This window comes from Bacteroides acidifaciens, from assembly GCF_024623065.1.
Lineage (GTDB): Bacteria > Bacteroidota > Bacteroidia > Bacteroidales > Bacteroidaceae > Bacteroides > Bacteroides acidifaciens.
This window is the reverse complement of the sequence record NZ_JANJZR010000019.1, coordinates 16748-36057: the sequence shown is the minus strand read 5'-3', so window position 1 is coordinate 36057 and position 19310 is coordinate 16748. Positions and strand designations below refer to the sequence as shown.

At 44.4% G+C, this 19310-nt stretch carries 19 protein-coding genes; 11 read left to right on the top strand and 8 right to left on the bottom strand.

Features of this window, described 5'->3' with window-relative positions:
• Window positions 1-413: 413 nt before the first annotated feature.
• From glmM to NSB03_RS07985, 8 genes are all read right to left on the bottom strand, one after another.
• A complete protein-coding gene (gene glmM / locus NSB03_RS08020) occupies window positions 414-1802 on the bottom strand; it encodes a phosphoglucosamine mutase (RefSeq protein WP_004313060.1) in 1389 nt (462 codons plus the stop codon).
• 37 nt (window positions 1803-1839) lie between these two features.
• Window positions 1840-2514 carry a BamK family beta-barrel-assembly machinery protein gene (bamK, locus tag NSB03_RS08015; RefSeq protein ID WP_024986861.1) on the bottom strand — a complete coding sequence of 225 codons (675 nt, stop codon included), beginning with the start codon at window positions 2512-2514 and terminating at the stop codon, window positions 1840-1842.
• Between the two features lie 118 nt (window positions 2515-2632).
• Window positions 2633-3670 carry a DHH family phosphoesterase gene (locus NSB03_RS08010; protein WP_024986860.1) on the bottom strand — a complete coding sequence of 346 codons (1038 nt, stop codon included), beginning with the start codon at window positions 3668-3670 and terminating at the stop codon, window positions 2633-2635.
• 46 nt (window positions 3671-3716) lie between these two features.
• A complete protein-coding gene (locus NSB03_RS08005) occupies window positions 3717-5810 on the bottom strand; it encodes a ComEC/Rec2 family competence protein (protein WP_024986859.1) in 2094 nt (697 codons plus the stop codon).
• Window positions 5811-5818: 8 nt separating this feature from the next.
• Window positions 5819-6469, bottom strand: a complete 651-nt coding sequence (rpe, locus tag NSB03_RS08000; protein ID WP_065537708.1) for a ribulose-phosphate 3-epimerase — start codon at window positions 6467-6469, stop codon at window positions 5819-5821.
• Between the two features lie 67 nt (window positions 6470-6536).
• On the bottom strand, window positions 6537-7508 hold the full coding sequence (gene fmt, locus NSB03_RS07995) for a methionyl-tRNA formyltransferase (protein WP_024986858.1): 972 nt from the start codon (window positions 7506-7508) through the stop codon (window positions 6537-6539).
• A 33-nt stretch (window positions 7509-7541) separates the two neighbouring features.
• On the bottom strand, window positions 7542-9335 hold the full coding sequence (locus NSB03_RS07990) for a chloride channel protein (RefSeq protein ID WP_217931170.1): 1794 nt from the start codon (window positions 9333-9335) through the stop codon (window positions 7542-7544).
• Window positions 9336-9899, bottom strand: a complete 564-nt coding sequence (locus NSB03_RS07985) for an L-threonylcarbamoyladenylate synthase (protein ID WP_024986857.1) — start codon at window positions 9897-9899, stop codon at window positions 9336-9338. It lies immediately after the preceding gene.
• A gap of 78 nt (window positions 9900-9977) precedes the next feature.
• Between NSB03_RS07985 and NSB03_RS07980 the strand changes: the two genes are divergently transcribed.
• The 11 genes from NSB03_RS07980 (at window position 9978) to NSB03_RS07930 (ending at window position 19307) form a co-directional block, all read left to right on the top strand.
• Entirely contained in the window at window positions 9978-10409 is a 432-nt protein-coding gene (locus tag NSB03_RS07980) for an acyl-CoA thioesterase (RefSeq protein ID WP_024986856.1), read from the top strand.
• Between the two features lie 145 nt (window positions 10410-10554).
• Window positions 10555-12078 (top strand): flexirubin biosynthesis tyrosine ammonia-lyase FlxA, encoded by a 1524-nt coding sequence (flxA, locus tag NSB03_RS07975; RefSeq protein ID WP_121765418.1) that lies wholly within the window; start codon window positions 10555-10557, stop codon window positions 12076-12078.
• A 1-nt stretch (window position 12079) separates the two neighbouring features.
• The gene (flxB, locus tag NSB03_RS07970) at window positions 12080-12808 is read left to right on the top strand and encodes a flexirubin biosynthesis SDR family reductase FlxB (RefSeq protein ID WP_024986855.1); all 729 of its coding nucleotides are present in this window, start codon (window positions 12080-12082) and stop codon (window positions 12806-12808) included.
• Between the two features lie 28 nt (window positions 12809-12836).
• Window positions 12837-14060 (top strand): beta-ketoacyl-[acyl-carrier-protein] synthase family protein, encoded by a 1224-nt coding sequence (locus NSB03_RS07965; protein WP_024986854.1) that lies wholly within the window; start codon window positions 12837-12839, stop codon window positions 14058-14060.
• A gap of 20 nt (window positions 14061-14080) precedes the next feature.
• Window positions 14081-14332 carry an acyl carrier protein gene (locus NSB03_RS07960; protein ID WP_024986853.1) on the top strand — a complete coding sequence of 84 codons (252 nt, stop codon included), beginning with the start codon at window positions 14081-14083 and terminating at the stop codon, window positions 14330-14332.
• Window positions 14333-14334: 2 nt separating this feature from the next.
• Window positions 14335-15276: a lysophospholipid acyltransferase family protein gene (locus NSB03_RS07955; RefSeq protein ID WP_024986852.1), complete on the top strand. Its 942-nt coding sequence runs from the start codon at window positions 14335-14337 to the stop codon at window positions 15274-15276.
• Window positions 15257-16351, top strand: coding sequence for a FlxJ family methyltransferase (locus NSB03_RS07950; protein WP_121765414.1), 1095 nt, complete (start codon window positions 15257-15259; stop codon window positions 16349-16351). The genes NSB03_RS07955 and NSB03_RS07950 overlap by 20 nt, the downstream gene beginning before the upstream one ends.
• A 1-nt stretch (window position 16352) precedes the next feature.
• A complete protein-coding gene (locus NSB03_RS07945; RefSeq protein WP_024986851.1) occupies window positions 16353-16787 on the top strand; it encodes a hotdog family protein in 435 nt (144 codons plus the stop codon).
• Window positions 16784-17227, top strand: a complete 444-nt coding sequence (locus NSB03_RS07940; protein WP_257466317.1) for an acyl-CoA thioesterase — start codon at window positions 16784-16786, stop codon at window positions 17225-17227. The genes NSB03_RS07945 and NSB03_RS07940 overlap by 4 nt, the downstream gene beginning before the upstream one ends.
• Window positions 17212-19008, top strand: a complete 1797-nt coding sequence (locus NSB03_RS07935) for a beta-ketoacyl-[acyl-carrier-protein] synthase family protein (protein WP_024986850.1) — start codon at window positions 17212-17214, stop codon at window positions 19006-19008. Before NSB03_RS07940 ends, NSB03_RS07935 begins: the two co-directional genes overlap by 16 nt.
• A 17-nt stretch (window positions 19009-19025) precedes the next feature.
• Window positions 19026-19307 carry a phosphopantetheine-binding protein gene (locus NSB03_RS07930; protein WP_024986849.1) on the top strand — a complete coding sequence of 94 codons (282 nt, stop codon included), beginning with the start codon at window positions 19026-19028 and terminating at the stop codon, window positions 19305-19307.
• Window positions 19308-19310 lie beyond the last annotated feature (3 nt).

The window sequence follows — 19310 nt, the reverse complement described above, 5'->3', positions numbered from 1 at the left end:
ATTCTTGTGGTGTATCTATGCTAACGACGCAGAGAAGTAAGCTTTGTTGATTACTTCTCTCTCAACACTGCTTACTTCTCATGTAATCTATTAATAGAAAAGTTGCTCTTGATTAAGTCCAAACTTTCTTTTTATTAACAGTAAAGTTGCTTTTCATCCCTTCCAATCTATAAATGCAAGCTTTCATTTTAAGTTTGTAAATAACAAAAGAGAAGTTTACTATTAGACGAAAGGAAGTTTAGACTTAATCAAAAGAAACTTTATTGTTAATACTCAAGGAGAAGAGTAACTATTATCATTCAGTGGATATCATCCTAATAAAAAGTCTCGTATATCAATGAGACAACTTATTCAGTTATCTTTATGATATACGAGACTCAAATGTTATAAATAAAATCCTATTTTACAGGATATTATTTTGCTAATTCATTAATTACATCCATTATCTTCTGACCGATTTCCTCGGCAGCTTCCATGGTAGAAGCTTCACTATACACACGGATGATCGGCTCTGTATTACTCTTGCGCAAATGTACCCATTTGTCGGCAAAGTCTATTTTCACACCGTCGATATCGTTGATTTCTTCGTTCTTATAGATTTCCTTCACTTTGGCAAGGATAGCATCTACATCGATTTCCGGAGTCAGGTCTACACGGTTTTTAGCAATGAAGTAAGGAGGATAAGTAGCACGGAGCTCGCTAACCTTCTTCCCTTCGTGAGCCAGATGGCTAAGGAATAATGCGATGCCTACCAATGCATCACGTCCGTAGTGACTGGCAGGATAGATTACTCCACCATTTCCCTCACCACCGATAACGGCATTGGTTGCTTTCATCTTCGTTACAACATTTACTTCGCCTACGGCAGAAGCGCTGTATTCCATTCCATACTTGCGAGTTACATCACGCAAAGCACGGGTAGAGCTCAAATTAGAAACAGTGTTACCGGGGGTATGTTTCAGTACATAGTCGGCAACAGTAACCAGTGTATATTCTTCACCGTACATTACGCCATTCTCGCAGATCATTGCCAGACGGTCAACGTCAGGGTCTACAACGAAGGCTACATCGGCTTTTCCACCCTTCATTAAGTTCATAATGTCACCGAGGTTCTTTTCAAGCGGTTCGGGGTTGTGCTGGAAGTTTCCGGTAGGTTCACAGTAGAGTTTTTCTACATGTTTCACACCTAAACGTTCAAGAAGTTCGGGAAGAATGATACCGCCTACCGAGTTTACACAGTCAATGGCTACACGGAAATCTGCTTTTTTGATAGCTTCTACATCTACCAGGTCAAGAGCCAATACACTGTCGATATGTTTCTGATTATAAGTCAGGTCTTTGCGGTAAGAGCCCAAGTGATCTACGTCAGCATAGTCAAATTCTTCTGCTTCAGCAATACGAAGCACTTCGTTGCCTTCAGCTGCATTCAGAAATTCACCATGTTCATTCAGCAATTTCAGTGCATTCCACTGTTTCGGGTTATGAGAAGCTGTCAGGATGATACCGCCACAAGCACCTTCCATTGTCACAGCAAGCTCTGTGGTCGGAGTAGAAGCAAGATCGATATCTACTACATCCCAGCCCATTCCCATTAATGTGCCGACTACTACGTTTTTTACCATTTCACCCGAGATGCGGGCATCGCGTCCCACAACAATCTTGTTGCTCTTTGCTTTGCAGGTCTTACGAATTAAAGTAGCATAAGCCGAGGTGAATTTTACAATGTCAAGCGGGTTCAGTCCTTCTCCCGCTCCTCCGCCGATGGTTCCGCGGATTCCAGAGATAGATTTGATTAGAGTCATAGGTTTTTAACTAAAAGATTTATCTAATGTTAGTGCTTTAGCTTTTTGCTTTCTCAAACTTACGGATATCATAGAAATAAGGATTGACATATTGTTGTGCAGTTGTATGCCCCATCTTAGAAGGTACAATCAGGCGTACATGGGCATTATTATATAGATATGGCAAAGCCAACAACCATCCGGATGGAATCGCAGTTCCGTAGCCCATAGACGTCCATAAATAGTCATAACCAAACCCTTCAACAATGATTTTTCCATAGGTAGTAGATATGTTTTGCTCATAACGGAATGTCAGTGGATGCTCATAGTAATCAGGAACATCCATCCATCTATCCAAAGCCACATTGAAACATGTGGTATCTCTTGTCATTATATTCATTTCTACATACCGGGTACAAATATTATCATTAGTAGCGAATGAATCTATAGCCGCCGGATGTTCCGGCACTACCAATTCTCCCTTATTTACTATTTGCATATACACGCCATTAGATGAAAAAGCAACATATTCATTCCTGCCTAAATCGGTCTGATAACCTTTTTCTTTAAACTGATCTTCGGAAATGACACGAATATCATTATCTTTGATGAAATTATTCACCGCATTTTTCTCGTCTTCCAGCATTTCTGCATAAGTCTTTGAATTGTCGCATGCCTGGAACAGACTTCCGGCGGTTAACAAAGAGAGAAATAAAAATACAAGTTTCTTCATTATCTGTTATTTAGCTATATTCCGCACAAATGTATCTCAAAATCATTAAAAGTTGAAAGAGGGAAGTTGAAAGTTCGTATCTTTTAACCTTTCCATATTCACTTTTAACCTTCCATCTTTAGCTTTTTGCTGTTAATAAAGGTTTATACTTCTCAAGCGCCTTCTCAAAGACCGCTTTTGCCTCTTCCATTGTTCCGAAAAACTCACCGCCCGAAGCGTTCAAATGTCCGCCACCGTTGAAAAATTCAGCGGCTAACTGGTTACATGGAAAGGTTCCTACCGAACGAAGGGAGATTTTAATCATTGGCTTCTCTGTATCTTCCCGCAAGAAGCAGGAGAAACAAACATTCTTGATGGAAAGGGGGATGTTTACGAAGCCTTCGCTATCACCTTTTATATAGTTGAACTTACTTTGCTCGGCTTTTGTCAATGTGATTAATGCCGAGTTACAATCCGGATAAACAGTCATGTTCGACAGTACATAGCCCATCAAACGCAAACGGCTCTCGGAATAGGTATTATACACCTTACGGTAAATATTATCCTTATCGATTCCTTTGGAAAGCAGCTCGCTGATGATAAAATAAATTTCCCGGTTATTCGAATTATAAGTGAATCCTCCTGTATCTGTCATCATGCCTGTGTAGATACATTCCGCGCCTTCCTTCGTGATATCACTGAAATATCCCATACGACAAATCAGCCGGAATATCAATTCGGAAGTAGAAGAAATCTTAGGATAGGACATTACAATCTTACAGAATTCTTCGGGATACAGGTGATGATCGATCATGATTTTACGCGCAGGAGATGCAGCTACAGCGTCTGCCATATCGTCAATACGCTTCAGTGCATTGAAGTCGAGACAACAGATTACGTCAGCTTCGGCTATCAACTTATCGGCAAAATCTTTGTAACGGTCATACAAAAGAATATCCTTGCTACCCGGCATCCATCGCAGGAAATCGGGAAAAGCATTCGGCACAATTACGTTTACTGTTTTTTCCTGTGAGTTCAGGAAATGATATAATCCCAGTGAAGAACCGATAGCATCGCCGTCAGGAGAAACATGGGATACAATTACTATTTTGTCAGCTCTTTCAAACCATTTGGTAAAATGGTCTATTTTGGCTTGTTCAATTACTTTCGTCAACATACTCTTAAACTTTATCAAGGTGCAAATGTACGATAAATCTTTGTACTTAGAGCAAAAAGCGAACAGAACCTTCGTCGGACAAAGAGATAAATCGCAAACCGGATTTCTTACATTCGCTTTCAAAGAGGTGTTTGCGGTATTCCGAGAGGGATGCGTCCAATATGACATAAGAGAAAGAAAAGACTTGGGCGAGCTCTTCCAGACGACCGTCATATCCTTTGCATAAGTAAAGATACTTAATATATAACGGAGAAACGGCGGATTTGTTTCGCCAACGGTTATCGTTTATGACACATACACGACAACCATGATAAGATATAATCTGCTGTTGACGGCTAAGTTCAGCATGCCGGCAATCAGTTGTTATTTCTTGGGGAGGAAGAAGGTGATGACGCTTCCAGTAATTAGCAGCCATGCGTTTCAGACGTTTTTCATTGGAGAGAGTATCCATATAGTTTATCCAGGATTGCCCGTCACTCTTTATGCAATGTACTGCCGGACAACCACGCACATTGTAAAAGACTAAACTCGTTTGAGGACGATCCAGCCAATACAGCGTTGCATGATAAGTCCCCATCAACAAGATAGAAAAAAGACAGATTTGCAGATTCCGGTATCGGCGATTCATGAAATAATAGGCTAGCAGAGCGATGACAATATAGATACCCAGTACTTCTGACTGATAAAGCCAAATCCCATCTATAGAAGCGTAAGGAAGCTGTTCTACCCATCGGACAAAGAAATTAAGCCCTTCCAACAGTCTCTTAACACCCCCGGCCATTCCTATCTGAAGCCAGGAAAAAGGAGTCAGAAGAAGCATTACGACAGCAGCATATAAGATAATCGTAATCAAAGGAATAACTACTAAATTCGTCAATAGAAAATGCACGGAGAATCGGGAGAAATAAAACAGAACAAGCGGAGCTGTTCCTATTTGTGCGGCAATAGACACGCTCATGAGTCCCCAAACATACTTTCCTATTCTACTTTTCACGGTAATCAAATGGTAGATCGGCTTTTGGATAAACAAGATAGAAGCAACAGCAAGGAAAGAGAGCTGAAAACCAACATCGAACAGCCATGCAGGATTGCAGAATAACATCAACCACGCAGCTACTGCCAATGTATTTAAAGATAAAGGTTCACGACGAACCATATCCGCCATGGCTAAAATCGAAAACATACTGACCGAACGTACTACCGACGGAGAAAGCCCTGTAAAAAAAGCAAAGGTCCACAAGAAGACAAGAAGGAAAACAGAACGCACACATCTACCTATATTTCCTCTTCGGGCAATAGGTTTCAGAATGAAAAAGATCATTGCATATAAAAGTCCGATATGCAAACCGGATAAAGCAAGAATATGACTTGCACCGGCCACCGAATAACTTTCACGAACCGAATCACTTAATTCTGTCTTATCTCCTATTGTTAGTGCTGAAAGTACCGCCAGTTCATCCCCGTTGAATCCCAGTTCCTGATAAAGTGAAACCACGTTTCTTCTACAAGAGCTGGCTATACATTGGAGGTCAAAGTTATTCATTCCGTCGCATTTTATCCATTTCCCGGATGCAACATATCCTGTTCCGCTAATGCCTTTCCGCATCAGGAAGCGGGCATAATCAAATTCATCAAAGTTTCGATTATTGAGAGGAGGAGAAATGCGGGCAGAAATCAGCAGTTCATCTCCACTCTTCAAACGGGAGGCAGACGAATCTTGCTGTAGATAAAGAACCGCAGTATGCCCTATCGGATATATGCCCGCAGTATCACGACGTTCTTTCAATAATGCCTGACAGAGGTAAGTATGTTCTTTAGGTTGAGGCACATCCGTTATCAAAACCCGGTACACAGTTTCTTCTTTCGGAAAAGAGCAGACAGCCTGTTGCAATTGTCCAGTCATTCCAAGCCATCCTCCCGTAAAACAAAGGGCGGAGATAGCTATCCCAAAACACCATCGCAACGAATAGCGTTTCAGAAAATAAAGAGCAAAAGACAATGCAGCCCAAAAAACAAAGAAGAGAATACCACAAAGGGAATCCCATGAACGATCAAAAAAATGATCTCCACAAAAAATGCCTGCTATCCAAGGGATAAGCAGGCGTATAAATGGATATCGATGGATATAAAAGGAATTCAATAGATTAGTCACAATTTATGCAACTGACGAATCATTTCTTCCGGCTCCTGTGCACCAAAGACAGCATTTCCAGCCACCAGCGCATCGGCTCCCGCCTCAACCAAACGAGCCCCTGTTTCCAGATTCACGCCACCGTCTACTTCAATCAGGGCTTTCGAACCTGTCCGTTCAATCAGGGCACGCAGTTCACGAACTTTTTCTACCGAATGTTCGATAAACTTCTGTCCGCCAAATCCCGGATTCACGCTCATAATAAGCACCATATACACATCCTGAATAATATCTTGTAAAAGAGCTACAGGAGTAGCCGGATTGATCGTTACAGCAGGCTGCATCCCAGCTTCTCTGATTTGTTGAACCACCCGATGCAGATGTGGACAAGCTTCATAGTGCACATTCATCGTATGAGCGCCCAATGCTTTTACTTCCGGAATGAATTTCTCCGGATTCACAATCATCAAATGCACATCCAACGGCTTCTTACTTAACTTCGCTACATATTTCAGTACCGGAAAGCCAAATGAAATGTTCGGAACAAATACTCCGTCCATAATATCAATATGTACCCACTCTGCTTCACTGCGGTTTACCATTTCAATATCCTTTGCCAAATATCCAAAATCGGCAGAAAGAATAGAAGGAGCGATAATCGGTTTCATAATTCTTTTATTTTAGGTTCTAATTGTCTCGTGTTCGGGACAGTTTTTATTCTATCTTATTGTCAGATCACTTCATCTTGCACCCATCTTCCAGGTGATAACCACGAAGTAACTCATCTGTTTTCAGTCGTTTTTTACCAGGTAATTGCAAAGAAAGAACAGATACAAATCCATCCGGTACTGCTACTTTCATAAATTTCTTGCCATCAGTCACGATTGTTCCAGCAGCCAATTGATGTGATTCGTAAACCTTCTCACTTTCAAATATTTTCACGACCACACTTTCTGCTTTTTCGGAAGCAATCAGTTCACTCCAAGCAGCGGGGTAAGGTGATAGTCCACGAATAAAATCGTAGATCTTCTTCACCGGCTGGTTCCAGTCAATCCGGCAAGTTTCTTTAAATATCTTCGGAGCAGGACGAAGTTCACCGACAACTGCCATTTCTTCTTGGGAAATCGTTTTGACCGTTCCATTCAGTATAGCATCTACTGTTTCAAGAACCAGTTTTCCTCCCAACATCATCAATTTATCATGTACCACTTCTACATTATCCGTATCTGCAATAGGTACGCGCACCTGTTGAATGACCTCTCCGGTATCTATTTCATGCTTCAAAAAGAAAGTTGTAATCCCGGTTTCCGTATCACCGTTGATAACCGCCCAGTTGATAGGAGCAGCTCCACGATATTGAGGAAGTAAAGAAGCATGAAGATTAAATGTACCCAGGCGCGGCATATTCCATACCACTTCCGGCAACATACGGAAAGCAACTACAATCTGCAAATCGGCTTTCCATTCACGCAACGCTTCCACAAAAACCTCATCTTTCAACTTTTCCGGTTGAAGCAACGGTAAATTCTGTTCGAGCGCATATTGTTTGACAGGAGAATATTGAATCTTATGTCCGCGTCCGGCAGGTTTATCGGGCATCGTAATCACACCTACTACATTATAACCGCCTTCTACCAATTGACGCAGGGCCTCTACCGCAAAATCGGGAGTCCCCATATATACTATTCTTAAATCTTCTTTCTTCATATTCTAAATATGTTATCATTACTAAGGTACGGATTAGTCTTCAGAAAAATGTACCAGCACTTGACGATACGAATTAAATATCTTTGATTTAGAGACAAATCCCTGATAGCGCCCCTCCTCATCTACGACCGGAAGATTCCAGGCTTTCGTATCATCAAACGTTTGCATTACTTGCTCCATTCCATCCGTATCGATAATCTTGGCAGAAGCAGATGTCATCAATTTATTAACAGTGAAACGATGATAAAGTTCCTGCCGGAACATGATGTTACGAATATCATCGAGCAATACAATTCCCAACAATTCACCCGTTTTCTTATCTGTCACCGGAAAGACATTTCGATGGGAAGCTGCGATTGCCTTCACCAGTTCCCCCAAATCCATTTCCGGGTGTACGACAACGAAATCTTTCTCCACCACGTTTTCCATTTTCATCAGCGTTAACACAGCTTTATCCTTGTGATGTGTCAGCAATTGTCCCTTCTTAGCCAAACGCATCGAATAGATACTATGAGGTTCGAAAGCAATAATTGTCAGATATGAACTTACAGATACGATCATCAACGGAAGAAATAAATCATACCCACCTGTCAATTCAGCTATCAGGAACACTCCTGTCAATGGAGCATGCATGACACCACTCATGACTCCCGCCATTCCCATCAATGCGAAATTCTTCTCCGGCAAATAAGGGGAGAAAGCAAAGTCATTGCTAAAATGAGAGAAAACAAAACCGGCAATACATCCCAAATAAAGCGAAGGAGCAAAGATACCACCACAACCACCGCCACCGTTCGTTGCGCTGGAAGCAAATACTTTCAGCAAGATAATCAGCATCAGATAAACCAGCAATAAATTGCCATAACCATAAAACATAGAGTTGTTCATGACCGTATCCCACTCTTCGGCAGACGTTCCATTCAACAAAAGATTAATCGTATCATATCCTTCACCATAAAGAGGCGGGAAAAGGAAAATCAATACACTCAGCATCACACCACCGAAAGCCAGTTTCTTGTAAGGGTTATTGAGTTTGCCAAAAACACCTTCTACCGAGTTCATGGCACGTGTGAAGTATAACGAAATCAGTCCGCAAAAAATTCCCAGCAAGATAACGTAAGGAATACGTTCCAATTCAAACGGCTGATCGAGGTGGAACTTAAACATTGCCTCCGTACCGGTGACTATGTACGAAACAGTTGCTGCTGTCACAGCAGAAATCAGCAGGGGAAGCAAAGAAGACATGGTTAAGTCAATCATCAGCACTTCCAAGGTAAATACCAGTCCCGCAATCGGAGCTTTAAAAATACCGGCAATGGCACCTGCCGCACCACAACCTACGAGCAGCATCAACGTGCGATGTTCCATCTTAAACACGCTCCCGAGATTGGAACCGATTGCCGAACCTGTCAGTACAATCGGTGCCTCTGCTCCGACCGATCCACCAAATCCGATAGTTATGGCACTAGCGATAGTAGACGACCAGATATTATGTCGCTTGATACGCCCTTGTCTACGGGAGATGGCATATAGAATTTTGGTGACCCCATGACTGATGTCATCTTTTACAATATTACGCACAAACCAACCTGCAAGGAAAATACCGACAACCGGATATACCAGATACAGGTAGTTGGCTTCCGTTACATTAAAATTATCAGTCAAGAAATTCTGTATCTGATGGATAAAGAACTTCAATACCAAAGCTGCAAACGCTGTGAAGATTCCGACCAGAAAACTTAATATCAGGATAAATTGCTTCTCCTTTATGTTCGCTTCCCGCCATTTGATGCAACGCTGCAATAAACTAAGTTTCTCTTCTTTCATTTATTCGCGAATTATCTTTATCACTCCACCTTTTCCCAACTTAATAATACTTGAGGGTTTCGGCTTATTCATATCATCCTGACGGAAGCTTACGATATAATCTACCGCCGATTTGATTTCATCGCTGATTTCGCTGAAATTGGCAGCACCGGGCTGCCCGCTCACATTCGCCGATGTAGAGACAATCGCTTTACGGAACCGTTGACAGAGGCGTTTTGAGAACTCCTCGTTTGTCACACGGATACCCACACTTCCGTCTTCCGCCAACAGATTCGGAGCCAAATTACGTGCACCAGAATAGATTATCGTCAACGGCTTGTCGGCCACCTCAATCAAATCCCATGCTACATTGGGTACATCCTGTACATAAAAATCCACCTTCACAGGAGTATCTACCAACACAAGCATCGCCTTGCTGTCCGCACGTTTCTTTATCTCATATACACGACGCACAGCTTCTTCGTTAGTCGCGTCGCAGCCTATTCCCCAAACGGTATCGGTAGGATAAAGGATGACTCCCCCTTCATTCATCACCTGACAGGCTTTTTTAATATCTTCTATCATTTCTTGGTTAATTTCTGTTGAGAATAACACGCAAAAGTACTAATTTTGCGCCGAATTCAAAAAGATTAAGTGAAAACAATGGAAGAAATCGTATTTCACCATACATTGCCTATTCAGTTGCGCTTCAATGACGTAGACAAATTCGGTCATGTCAACAACACCGTTTATTTCTCTTTTTATGATTTGGGAAAGACCGAATACTTCGCCTCGGTATGTCCGGGAGTGGATTGGGAGAAGATTGGCATTGTGGTCGTTCATATCGAAGCGGATTTCGTCAAGCAGATTTTCGCGTCAGACCATATCGCTGTGCAGACGGCTGTTTCCAAGATAGGCACTAAAAGTTTTCATCTGATTCAACGGGTAATCGATACGGAAACAAACGAGATTAAATGTGTCTGCAAGTCGGTCATGGTGACTTTCGACCTGGAGAAACATGAATCTATGCCACTGACAAAGGAATGGATAGAGGCGATATGTAATTATGAAGAGCGGGATTTGCAGAAAGCGTAAATTGGATATCTCATAAATAATGGGATACCAAACAAGCAAAACCAGTTTCTTCGAAAAAGTTTTATTTTGATTCATGTCAGCTATATAACAGAAAATACCTATTTTTGCACTTTATTACTAAGGCATAAAATATCTAGTACAGAAAATGATAGCTGACAAAAGTATAAATTTAGATACCCTTTATAAAGTATTGTTTGAAGACGAGAAACTGGAACTCTCCGAAGAATGTATTCGAAAAGTAGAGGAAAGTTTCAATTTCCTGCAATCTTTCTCCAGTGATAAGATTATTTATGGTATCAATACCGGGTTCGGCCCGATGGCACAATACAGAATAGAAGACCAGTCATTGATTGAGCTTCAATACAATATCATCCGAAGCCACTCTACCGGTGCCGGAAAACCGCTCCCCGAACTTTATGTGAAAGCAGCTATGATTGCCCGCCTGTACACTTTCCTGCAAGGAAAATCGGGAGTGCACGTGGAACTGGTATCGCTTCTTTCCGAATTTATCAATCGTGGCATATCCCCTTTTATCCCCGAACACGGAAGCGTAGGCGCCAGCGGCGACCTCGTACAACTGGCTCACATAGCCCTGACATTGATAGGAGAAGGAGAAGTCTTCTATCAGGGAAAATTGCGTGATGCCGCCACCGTACTCCGGGAAAATGGCCTGAAACCCTTCTCTATGCGTATCCGTGAAGGATTATCCGTAACCAACGGAACTTCCGTAATGACAGGAATCGGCATCGTCAACCTGATTTATGCCCGAAAACTGCTTCGCTGGTCGGTAGCCGCTTCCGTTATGATGAACGAAATCGCCGCCTCTTACGATGACTTTATGGCTCAGGCACTGAACGAAGCCAAACATCACCGCGGGCAACAAGAAATTGCCGCTATGATGCGGGAATGGGTAAGTGGCAGCCAATGCGTGCTCCAAAGAGAGAACGAACTGTATAACCAAGTACACAAAGAAAAAATCTTCGAACATAAAGTACAGCCTTATTACTCTCTGCGCTGTGTGCCGCAGATACTCGGTCCTATTTATGACGAACTGGAGAATGCGGAAGAAGTATTAATCAATGAGATAAACTCCGCTTGCGACAATCCGATTGTCGACCCGGAAACACAGAATATTTATCATGGCGGCAATTTCCATGGAGACTATATCTCCTTCGAAATGGACAAACTGAAAATCGCCGTGACCAAGCTCACTATGCTTTGCGAAAGACAAATCAACTATTTGTTCCATGACCGCATCAACGGCATTCTGCCGCCATTTGTCAATTTAGGAGTGTTGGGACTGAATTACGGTCTGCAGGCATCCCAGTTCACGGCAACGTCCACCACCGCCGAGTGCCAGACCTTATCGAACCCGATGTACGTCCACAGTATCCCCAATAACAATGATAATCAGGATATTGTCAGCATGGGTACTAACTCCGCCTTATTAGCAAAAACTGTCATTGAGAATTCCTATCAGGTGATGGCTATTCAGTTCATGGGGATGGCACAGGCTGTCGACTATCTGAAGATACAGGAGAAACTAAGTCCGAAAAGCCGGCAGGTTTACGATGAAATCCGTAGCTTCTTCCCTGTCTTCACCAATGACACACCTAAATACAAAGAGATAGAAGCTATGATAGCTTATCTCAAAAAAGAAAATAAATAAGATGAAATACGCATTAGTAACCGGTGGAAGCCGAGGTATCGGTCGTGCCGTCAGTTGCAAACTGGCGGAAATGGGCTACTTTATACTTATCAATTATCAGAGTAACGACGCGGAAGCGGAAAAGACATTGCAATCAGTACGGGAGAAAGGGAGCGACGGCGAATTGATGAAGTTCGACGTCACTGATTCCGAAGCGATTGCCGTTGCTTTAGGCAACTGGTCTTCACTGCATCCCGACGAATATATCGAAGTGCTGGTCAATAATGCGGGCATCCGCAAAGACAACCTGATGTTATGGATGACGGGCGAAGAATGGAGTAAAGTGCTCGACATCAGCCTGAACGGTTTCTTCCATGTGACACAGCCTTTATTGAAGAACATGTTGGTGAAACGCTACGGGCGTATCGTGAATATCGTATCCCTGTCGGGCATCCAGGGAATGCCGGGACAAACCAATTACTCGGCAGCCAAAGGCGGCATGATTGCCGCAACCAAAGCGCTGGCACAGGAAGTAGCCAAGAAGAAAGTGACAGTCAACGCGGTGGCTCCGGGATTTATCCGCACGGACATGACAGAAGGTATTGACGAAAACGAATGGAAGAAGCATATCCCGGCGGGACGTTTCGGAACTCCGGAAGAAGTGGCCGACCTGGTCGGTTTCCTGGCATCTCCGGCATCATCCTACATCACGGGAGAGGTGATTTCCATCAACGGCGGACTATATACTTAAAAACAAAAGCATAGAATAGACTAAAATAATGAAAAGAGTTGTTATCACGGGAATGGGGATTTATTCTTGCATCGGCAAGAACCTGGATGAAGTAAAAGACTCACTATACAATGGGAAATCGGGCATCGGCATAGACCCGGTACGGAAAGAACTAGGTTATTTTTCCGCACTTACAGGTATTTTGGAACGTCCCGACCTGAAAAAGTTACTGGACCGGCGCAAACGTCATTGCCTGCCGGAACAGGGAGAATATGCTTATCTCGCGACGTTAGAGGCTTTCCGCAATGCCGGCATTGATGAAGCTTTCCTCGAAAGCAACGAAGTCGGCATCCTGTACGGCAACGACAGCAGTGCCGCCCCTGTCATCAATGCGGTGGACATTATCCGTGAAAAGAAGAATACGGCACTAGTCGGTTCCGGTTCCATCTTCCAGTCGATGAACTCTACCGTGACAATGAACCTGTCTGTCATTTTCAAGCTAAGGGGTGTCAATTTTACCATCGCAGGAGCCTGCGCCAGCGGTTCGCATGCCATCGGTATGGGATATCTGCTTATCAAATCGGGATTGCAGGACTGTATCTTATGCGGCGGCGCGCAGGAAGTGAACCCGTATGCCGTAGGTAGTTTTGACGGGTTAAGCGCTTTCTCCACCCAGGAAGCAGAACCGGAAAAGGCTTCGAAACCTTTCGATAAGCGACGGGACGGACTGATACCAAGCGGTGGAGCCGCCAGTCTGGTGCTCGAAAGCTACGAATCTGCCGTGAAAAGAGGCGCGCCTATTCTGGCTGAAGTGGTCGGATACGGTTTTTCATCCAATGGTGAACATATTTCCGTACCGAATGTAGACGGACCCAGGCGTTCTTTGCAAATGGCAATCAAGGATGCAGATATTGCGCTCGAACGTATCAAATATATCAATGCGCACGCCACTTCAACCCCGGTAGGCGACTTGAACGAAGCGAAAGCCATCGCGGAAGTATTTGCCGGACACCGCCCATATGTAGCTTCCACCAAGTCCATGACAGGACATGAGATGTGGATGGCGGGTGCCAGTGAGGTAATCTACTCCACCCTGATGATGAACAACAGTTTCATCGCTCCCAATCTCAACTTTGAGGAGCCGGACGAAGCCTCGGCGCAGTTGAACATTCCGGCGCAACGGGTAGACTTGGAGTTCGACACGTTCCTGTCCAACTCCTTCGGATTCGGTGGAACCAATTCCACTCTGATAGTGCGTAAATTCAATAAATAATAGATTAAAAGAGAAACCATATGACAAACGAAGAAATCATCGAGAAAATAAGAACCACTCTGGCAGAAGAGTTTGAAGTAGACATCGACGTCATCCAGCCGGACGCACCGCTAATGGAGACTCTCGAACTGGACAGCCTGGACTTGGTCGACATGGTGGTACTGGTAGAAAAGAATTTCGGATTTAACGTGACCGGACAGGATTTTGCCGGTATCAAGACCTTCCAGGACTTCTACAATCTTGTTATTACCCGTATGCAGGAAGCTAAATAAGTATGTCAACGTGGAAAGGCAAAACCAGAGGTGGAACATTCGGATACTTATTCTTTATTTATTTGATTAAGTATCTGGGCATCACTGCCGCTTATATTTTCTTGAGCCTGGTAGTCCTCTATTTTATACCGTTCGCCCCGAAAGCGACGAAAAGCACCTGGTTTTATGCCCGCCACATCCTGAAATACAGCCGGATACGTTCTGTGGGAATGTTGCTGCGCAACTATTACCGGCTGGGACAGATTCTGATTGACAAGGTAGCCATCGGCAACGGGAAAGCAGACCGGTACCGGTTTGAGTTTGAACGATATCCGGAGTTTCTGCGGTTATTGGACAGCGAACAGGGAGTGATTATGATTGGCGCCCATGTGGGAAACTGGGAAATAGGCGTTCCTTTCTTTGATGATTACGGAAAGAAAATCAATATCGTGATGTACGATGCCGAGCATCGCAAAATCAAGGAGATGTTGGAGAAAAACGGGCGGGAGAAGGAATACAAGATTATTCCTGTCAATGAAGACAATCTGACACACGTTTTCCGCATCACCGAAGCGTTGAACAAAAAAGAATATGTCTGTTTTCAAGGCGACCGCTACCTGAATAAGGAAAAGCTACTGACAGGCAGATTGTTGGGACAGGAAGCCCCCTTCCCTACCGGACCTTTTCTGCTGGCTTCGCGAATGAAAGTACCTGTCGTGTTTTATTTCGCCATGCGGGAACCGGGAAGAACGTACCGTTTTCATTTCATCGTGGCGGAGCCGGTGGTACGAAACAAAGATAAGAAAGCGGAGACTGCTCTGCTCGAACAATATACCATTGCCTTGGAACAGATACTAAAGCGTTATCCGGAACAATGGTTTAATTATTACCCCTTCTGGGAACCTGCCGGAAAGCAGTCACCAGATTCAAAAGAAAGACAAAAAGATGCAACAGAACAGATATGACAAAGAGCCGTTGACAGCGGTAGAAGCTCAACGCCTGGCACAGGAAATAGCTTTCGGCCCCATTGTATTTCAGGTATCGCGATTGATGCTTAAATTCGGTATTTTCCAGTTACTTGCGGACCACCGGAACGGACGGACGCAGGAAGAAATCAGCAAGGCTTGCGGACTGTCTTCCTATGCCGCACAAGTGTTATTGGAAGCATCGTTGACAATCGGAACGGTGTTGCTGCGCGAAGGTCGGTACTCACTCGCCAAAGCCGGATGGTTCCTGCTTAATGACAAGATGGTGCATGTCAACATGGACTTTAACCATGATGTCAATTATCTGGGTATGTTCCATCTTGAAGAAGCTCTGACCAACGGACGCCCCGAAGGGCTGAAAGTATTCGGAGAATGGAGTACGATTTATGAAGGATTGTCCAGTCTGCCGTCACAAGTACAGAAGAGTTGGTTTGGTTTCGACCACTATTATTCGGATTGCTCGTTTGACGAAGCACTGGCTATCGTTTTCGCCCGTCATCCCAAGACTTTGTTGGACGTAGGCGGCAATACCGGCCGTTGGGCAACAAAATGTGTAGGCTATGACGCCGCAGTGGAAGTGACCATCATGGACCTGCCGCAACAACTGGAGATGATGCGCCAACAGACCCAAGAACTGCCCGGAGCAGCACGTATCCACGGGCACGGAGCTAACCTGCTCGACCCGAAAGTTCCTTTCCCCACGGGATTCGACGCCATCTGGATGAGCCAGTTCCTCGATTGCTTCTCGGAAGAAGAAGTGACCAGCATACTGACACGTGCCGCCCGCTCTATGGACAAAGAAAGCCGGCTCTATATCATGGAGACTTTCTGGAACCGGCAGAAGTTTGATACAGCCGCCTACTGCCTGACGCAAATCAGCCTCTACTTCACAGCAATGGCAAACGGCAACAGCAAGATGTACCATTCGGACGACATGAAACGATGCATCGAAGCAGCCGGACTGGAAATAGAAGAAATGCACGACCACCTGGGAATGGGACACAGTATCGTACAGTGCAAACTGAAAACTACCACAGAAAATAATGCGGATTAAGATGAACAGGGAAGCTATCATACACGGAGAAGGAATACTCGGACTGATTCCGCAACGCCCGCCTATTGTCATGGTGGACAGTTTCTTCGGCATTGAAGAGAACTGTTCATATTCCGGACTGACCGTCACGCCCGATAATATATTCTGCGAAGCAGGAAAACTGCAAGAACCGGGAATCATCGAGCACATCGCCCAATCGGCAGCCGCACGTATCGGGTTTATCTACACCCGGCAAGGCGCACAGGTTCCGCTAGGCTTTATCGGTTCGGTGGACAAACTCAGGATTTATGATTTACCGGAAGTGGGAATGAAGCTATTTACCGAGATTACCGTCGTGCAGGAAGTATTCGATATTACCTTGATTGCCGCACAAGTAAAAGCCGATGAGAAGCTGATAGCCGAATGTCGGATGAAAATATTTATCAAGAAAGGATGAAACGGAAAACGAGTCAACATACGCCCGCTCTGACCAACCGGACTACATTCAAAGTACGGTTCAGCGAAATAGATTCCATGCAAATCGTATGGCACGGTGAGTACGTGCGTTATTTTGAAGACGGAAGGGAAGCCTTCGGCAAGCAGTACGGTCTGGATTATATGAGTATTTACCGCGAAGGGTACATGGTTCCCATTGTCGACTTGACCTGCCAGTTCAAGCAGTCGTTATCTTTCGGTGAAGAGGCAATTGTCGAGACACGCTATATCGCCTGCGAAGCCGCCAAGATAAAGTTCGAATATGTTATCTACCGGGCTAGCGACCAGAGCGTAGTAGCTACTGGAAGCACAATGCAAGTATTCCTGAACCTGAATAAAGAACTGGAACTTATTAATCCGCCGTTTTATATGGAATGGAAAAAGAAATGGAACATTCTCTGAACATATATATTACAGCTCATACGCTTATTACTTCGCTGGGCTTCGACATACAGGAAAATACGGAAGCTATCCGTGCCTGCCGGAGTGGTATCCGCATTCAGGAGGCCGGACGGATATCCGACAGCCCGCTATTGGCAGGTATGATTGACGCTGCCGAATTGGAAAGACGGGCGAAACAGATGCAGATAACGGATTATACCCGTATGGAACAACTATTTATCTTGGCTGTTCAAGAGGTGATTTCCCAGTCGGGAGCCAGTCTCCGTGAACCGGATTGTGCCTTACTGCTCTCTACGACAAAAGGGAATGTCGATTTATTAAGTAAGCAGGTTGCTTCGGACGAACTGGTTGCTTCGGGTGAATCGAACGGTTCGTCTATACAGCTTCCAACGGACAGTCCTGCCTTTCTTTGGAAAATGGCGGAGCGAATCGGCAACTTTTTCGGAGCCTGCAATCAGGTAGACGTCATTTCAAATGCCTGCATATCAGGAGTTTCGGCACTCATTGTAGCCAAAAGGCAGATAGAATCGGGACGTTACAAACGGGTCATCGTTGCCGGTGGAGATATTCTATCTCATTTTATCACCAGCGGATTCCTGTCTTTCCGGTCTGTCAGCGCACAGCGCTGCCGACCTTACGATATCCGACGGGACGGATTGAGCTTGGGTGAAGCCTGCGGAGCCGTTCTTTTAGAAACTCAAGGAAACACCAACGATATTATTCTCTCCGGTGGAGCTGTCAGCAATGATGCCAACCACATATCCGGTCCTTCCCGAACGGGAGACGGACTGGCACTAGCTATCAGTCAGGCAATGGAAGAAGCCGGAGTAACTCCCGGAGACATCAGCTTTATCAATGCACACGGGACAGCTACCGTTTATAATGATGAAATGGAATCCAAAGCTATCCATCTGGCAGGATTATCAACAGTTCCGGTGAATAGTTTGAAGCCTTATTTCGGACATACGTTAGGAGCTTCGGGTATTATTGAAACTATTCTTTGTATGGAGCAGTTGAAAACAGGAATACTTTACGGGACTTTAGGATACGAAACACTTGGTGTCCCTATGCCTGTCGCCGTCTATGGCACGCATCAACCGATGCCGATGAAATGTTGCGTCAAGACCGCTTCCGGTTTCGGCGGATGCAATGCCGCAGTTGTATTATCTCTTCCTGCCGCTCGTCGCCGCCAAAAACAAGTTCCTTTTTCCAAGGCACTCACCGAATCTGTGAACAGTATCACTATCAGACCGGGAGTAGTAGAACATGACGGAACAGTCATATTCAACTCTTCAGAGACGGACTTTGCACCGTTTATCCGGGAAGCCTATAAGAACTTGGGAGACAACAATATGAAGTTCTATAAAATGGATGACCTGTGTAAACTGGGATACGTGGCTGCCGGCTACTTATTGAAAGAAACTGATTATCAGCCAGAAGAGATTGGAATTATTCTTGCCAACGCTTCTTCATCGCTGGATACGGACTGCAAACATCAGACCCTTATCAGCAAGGAAGGAGACAAAGCCGCCAGTCCTGCCGTATTTGTCTATACGCTCCCCAATGTAGTGCTGGGTGAGATTTGCATCCGGCATAAGATAAAGGGAGAGAATACTTTCTTTGTCTGTCCGCATTACGAGCCTGATTCTTTAGAGGATTACGCACGTATCGTAATGGCTAAAGGGAAGTTGCGCACCTGCATCATAGGCTGGTGCGAACTGATGGACGGACAATATCAGGCAGAATTTAAACAACTTACTAATATATCAACGACTTATTAATAACATATCGACAACTTATGGATAATTCAAATCAAACCCCAAGAGAACTGATGGACGAAGTGAAAGGTAAACTCATCAAAGAGTTAAACCTGGAAGAAATCACTCCGGAAGATATAGACGACGAAGCACCCCTGTTCGGAGATGAAGGCCTTGGTCTTGACTCTATCGACGCCCTCGAAATCATACTGATTCTGGAACGTGAATATGGTATTAAAATAGAAAATCCGGGCGAAGGAAAGCAAATCTTCTATTCGGTACGCACACTGTCTGATTACATTGCAGCCAATCGTAAAGCCTGACGC

What these genes read in the sequence shown, in the direction of transcription:
- NSB03_RS07930 (WP_024986849.1), top strand. Translation starts at nt 19,026, where the DNA reads ATGGATAATTCAAATCAAACCCCAAGAGAACTGATGGACGAAGTGAAA.
- NSB03_RS07990 (WP_217931170.1), bottom strand. Translation starts at nt 9,335, where the DNA reads ATGAAAGAAGAGAAACTTAGTTTATTGCAGCGTTGCATCAAATGGCGG.
- flxB (WP_024986855.1), top strand. Translation starts at nt 12,080, where the DNA reads ATGAAATACGCATTAGTAACCGGTGGAAGCCGAGGTATCGGTCGTGCC.
- NSB03_RS07955 (WP_024986852.1), top strand. Translation starts at nt 14,335, where the DNA reads ATGTCAACGTGGAAAGGCAAAACCAGAGGTGGAACATTCGGATACTTA.
- NSB03_RS08010 (WP_024986860.1), bottom strand. Translation starts at nt 3,670, where the DNA reads ATGTTGACGAAAGTAATTGAACAAGCCAAAATAGACCATTTTACCAAA.
- NSB03_RS07985 (WP_024986857.1), bottom strand. Translation starts at nt 9,899, where the DNA reads ATGATAGAAGATATTAAAAAAGCCTGTCAGGTGATGAATGAAGGGGGA.
- bamK (WP_024986861.1), bottom strand. Translation starts at nt 2,514, where the DNA reads ATGAAGAAACTTGTATTTTTATTTCTCTCTTTGTTAACCGCCGGAAGT.
- fmt (WP_024986858.1), bottom strand. Translation starts at nt 7,508, where the DNA reads ATGAAGAAAGAAGATTTAAGAATAGTATATATGGGGACTCCCGATTTT.
- NSB03_RS07950 (WP_121765414.1), top strand. Translation starts at nt 15,257, where the DNA reads ATGCAACAGAACAGATATGACAAAGAGCCGTTGACAGCGGTAGAAGCT.
- NSB03_RS07945 (WP_024986851.1), top strand. Translation starts at nt 16,353, where the DNA reads ATGAACAGGGAAGCTATCATACACGGAGAAGGAATACTCGGACTGATT.
- NSB03_RS07935 (WP_024986850.1), top strand. Translation starts at nt 17,212, where the DNA reads ATGGAACATTCTCTGAACATATATATTACAGCTCATACGCTTATTACT.
- NSB03_RS07940 (WP_257466317.1), top strand. Translation starts at nt 16,784, where the DNA reads ATGAAACGGAAAACGAGTCAACATACGCCCGCTCTGACCAACCGGACT.
- NSB03_RS07980 (WP_024986856.1), top strand. Translation starts at nt 9,978, where the DNA reads ATGGAAGAAATCGTATTTCACCATACATTGCCTATTCAGTTGCGCTTC.
- glmM (WP_004313060.1), bottom strand. Translation starts at nt 1,802, where the DNA reads ATGACTCTAATCAAATCTATCTCTGGAATCCGCGGAACCATCGGCGGA.
- NSB03_RS07965 (WP_024986854.1), top strand. Translation starts at nt 12,837, where the DNA reads ATGAAAAGAGTTGTTATCACGGGAATGGGGATTTATTCTTGCATCGGC.
- flxA (WP_121765418.1), top strand. Translation starts at nt 10,555, where the DNA reads ATGATAGCTGACAAAAGTATAAATTTAGATACCCTTTATAAAGTATTG.
- rpe (WP_065537708.1), bottom strand. Translation starts at nt 6,469, where the DNA reads ATGAAACCGATTATCGCTCCTTCTATTCTTTCTGCCGATTTTGGATAT.
- NSB03_RS07960 (WP_024986853.1), top strand. Translation starts at nt 14,081, where the DNA reads ATGACAAACGAAGAAATCATCGAGAAAATAAGAACCACTCTGGCAGAA.